The following is a 3,147-nucleotide window of genomic DNA, read 5'->3' as shown; positions in this document are numbered from 1 at the left end:
TCCTTGGTTACTATCTAATTATGAATTTTATTATTTAAGGATATCAAGGATATGGCTAGACAACTTTTACCCGCAGATGAACTGACTAACTCTTTCATTGATGAACGGGTCAAAATCTTAATCCCACAGTTTGAAGCCCTTGCTCCCTATAAAATCACTGACCGTAAAAAAGGTAAAGATGGCTTGACGGGCTGGGAACAGTTAGCTAGTCGAGAAGTAAGACTACTTAAAACAACCTATCCAGATGACAAGCCCGAAGGCGAAAAGACTTACAGCAGTGCATACAGACAATCACAAGCCCTGAAAAAATCATTAAAGGCTGTAACAGCCGATAAGCTAAAAGACCCGATGGTAATTAACCAATTCCAGACAATTGTTAAAAATTTTAGTTTGGCAGTAACTTTTTTATTCTCAGAATACAAAGCTAAACAAAATGAGAAAGATGATCAAAAAGTAACTGAACGTAGAAAACCTGAAAATAGAGTAATTCTTGACTTAACTAATTCTCTCAAGTATGCCTATAACATCCTGACAGACATTAAAAATGGTGAGGATGATACTAACTGGCTTGATGTTTCTTGTGCCGTAGCTTTGGCAACTGGACGGCGCATGGGTGAGGTTCATTTATCAGCAAGTTTTGAAAAGATAGACGACTATAAAATTATTTTTAAAGGTCAATTGAAAGGTAAAGAGCGTAAGGTCAAGATGATAGACAAAGCCGTTAAACTGATTGATGTTCCGTTCCCAATTCCTGTAATTTTACCTGCTGATTTAGTTATTTACGCCCTTGACTGGTTAGGGAAGAAAGATAAACGATTTGATAGAAAAGAAGACCCTGAACGGGTAAACAGAAGGTTCTCAAAAACTTTAAACCAAGCTTGCAAAGATTGGGATATTTTTCCTGAAGATGAGAGAACCTATCACAAGTTTAGAGCCGCTTATCTTAGGGCTTGTATTATTAACGATGGCAACGTTGACCCCTACGACTTCACAGACTTTGCTAAAAAGATTTTATGTGATAACGATGAAGCCACGATAAACGCCTATAAACGGTACGAGATAAAGGAAGGAAGTCTTACCAGGATATAAAAATAAATCCCTATACAAAACCTCTTGACATATTTAAACAAGAGAGTTAGTATAGGGATAACAAATAAAAAACCTACTTCTATTATGAGCGACACTAACAAGACTTCTGAAATTGCATCAAAACTAACAACGGAACTACAAAACCTAACTGATGAATTAGCTATCAAGAAAGTTACCCTTAAATACTGGGGTGAAATGAAAAAAGCGGTATCAGATGGAAACTTTGCAAGATGTAGAACTGTTTTAAGAAAAGCTATCCAAGCGGCTTTTCCTGATAAAAATGAAGCTATACCCGGTTACTACTTTACTAAAGCTGGTAAGGGTCAAGTAGAACGATTTGAACACTTAGCTTTATGGTATGCCACAGCTAGTGAGGAACGATGGGAAGTAGTAGGAGATGATGCCAGAAATCAACATTTCACTGGCTTTTCACCATCACTAGAAACCGCTACAGAAGTTAAGCAAGAAACTATTACAGAAGAAAATACCGTAACAGAAGTAACTGCAAATATTCCTACAGAAACTAAACCAGAAATCACTACAGAATTAACATTAGAATCTATGAAAATTGAAGCTTTACAACTTGATGCTGATACTCAACAAAAGGTACAAGATGCTCTATCTCATTCTGGTTTATCTCTATCAGAATTTATCCAAAAAGCTTGTACTATTTATGCGACTACTTTAACGGGTAAAGCTAAACAATTTGATTCTGATTTGTCAGAAGTTGAAACACAAGAATTACTCAGTGCAAAATATAAAACTCACCCCGGACGCGCTAGAGAAATGGTTAAACGTGCCATACAGGCAATTAAAATACATAACTCGGAAATAGTATCAGAGACGGGGGATAGGTGGCATATTAATCAAACTGCCATCCAATCCCTAACAGGGTCAAAACCTCAAACTGTGAAGGAAATATTGACGGACTACCAAGATGATATTGATAGCCATAATGCAAATTATGAACTTACACCATATCTAAACCGCAAAGCAGATAAACGCAAAATAGAAGATGTTATTGATGTTGCGGTTTTAGTTCCCAATGGGATTGAATAATCATTATTCTCTCTCATTCAAAGGGGGTAAGCTATTAACAATTTTCACTGTTTCTATACTTACCCTAACAATTCTTTTTACTAAATCTAATATATAACGCGGGTTAGATGACCAATTATTAGGGTTATTAGTAATACCACTTTCTTTGTCCCTAGTAAACTTGTAACGCTCCATAATCCATTCTAAGGCTGATTTGCCATTAACTATATATTCGTAGGTTTCTAAGGGGATTTGCGATAAAGTAAGTTTACTATTATAGATGATGATGGTTTTATCTGTACCGTTTTTATTTTTACCAAATACCATTTTTTCTACTCGGTAATCTTCATCATTTAAGAATAATTCTTTTTTAAATTCTTCTAATTCATAAGGTTCTATGATTTCATAGTTTATATGCCAATATGCTAATTCTCTACCCGCTTTACTGAATATCCAAAAATCGGCTGTAAAGGGGATTCGTGGTAACATTTTCTTCAGGTCTGATGCAAAGCGTTGTTTATATTCGGGTGAATGTAATACTCCATAAATGTAATAGAAGATGTCTTCTTTGGTGATGGTTTTGTCTTGATATTTTTGCTGATATTCTTTTAAGATGCTATCGGGGATGTTTTCTTTTTTGGTGTATTGTTCTGTGTTTGTTGTTGCAAAAAGTGATCCTAGTTCGCTTTGTTTTTCGTAGCTATATAAGGGGAAACATTGACCTGCTTGAATAAAATTTAAATCAGGAATAACATTAGTTATTAAAGCTGAAAAATCTTTTTGTGAACCAACTCCGTTTACACAAATTGCTAAATTTTCTAAATTTTTATTAGGAAATAATTTAGGAATTTGGTAGATCATATCATTCAAATTTTTATTGAAATAACACGATTGTTTACAATAAGGACGATACATTCCTATTACAACTGATTCATTAGAAAATTCATAATTAATAAACTTCCCTAAGAGGGTGTTTGAAAAGTTTTGATGGGTAAAATTTTATGCTAATCGCCTCACCAT

General features: G+C 34.6%; 3 protein-coding genes. 2 read left to right on the top strand and 1 reads right to left on the bottom strand.

The annotated features are described in order from the left end of the window. Positions 1-51: 51 nt before the first annotated feature. Positions 52-1,089 (top strand): protelomerase family protein, encoded by a 1,038-nt coding sequence (locus FJR05_RS07005; protein ID WP_168643451.1) that lies wholly within the window; start codon positions 52-54, stop codon positions 1,087-1,089. A gap of 84 nt (positions 1,090-1,173) precedes the next feature. Further along, complete coding sequence (locus FJR05_RS07000) at positions 1,174-2,148, top strand: hypothetical protein (protein WP_168643450.1); 975 nt, start codon at positions 1,174-1,176, stop codon at positions 2,146-2,148. A 3-nt stretch (positions 2,149-2,151) separates the two neighbouring features. Here the strand turns inward: FJR05_RS07000 and FJR05_RS06995 are convergent, their stop codons facing one another. Beyond that, complete coding sequence (locus FJR05_RS06995) at positions 2,152-3,081, bottom strand: type ISP restriction/modification enzyme (protein ID WP_168643452.1); 930 nt, start codon at positions 3,079-3,081, stop codon at positions 2,152-2,154. Positions 3,082-3,147 lie beyond the last annotated feature (66 nt).

The organism is Dolichospermum sp. UHCC 0259 (assembly GCF_009711935.1).
Lineage (GTDB): Bacteria > Cyanobacteriota > Cyanobacteriia > Cyanobacteriales > Nostocaceae > Dolichospermum.
The sequence above is the reverse complement of the archived record's forward strand: the minus strand, read 5'-3'. Positions and strand labels throughout refer to the sequence as shown.

Bases quoted from the DNA above. Each gene is read 5' to 3' on its own strand.
- FJR05_RS07005 (WP_168643451.1), top strand. From the start codon at position 52: ATGGCTAGACAACTTTTACCCGCAGATGAACTGACTAACTCTTTCATT.
- FJR05_RS07000 (WP_168643450.1), top strand. From the start codon at position 1,174: ATGAGCGACACTAACAAGACTTCTGAAATTGCATCAAAACTAACAACG.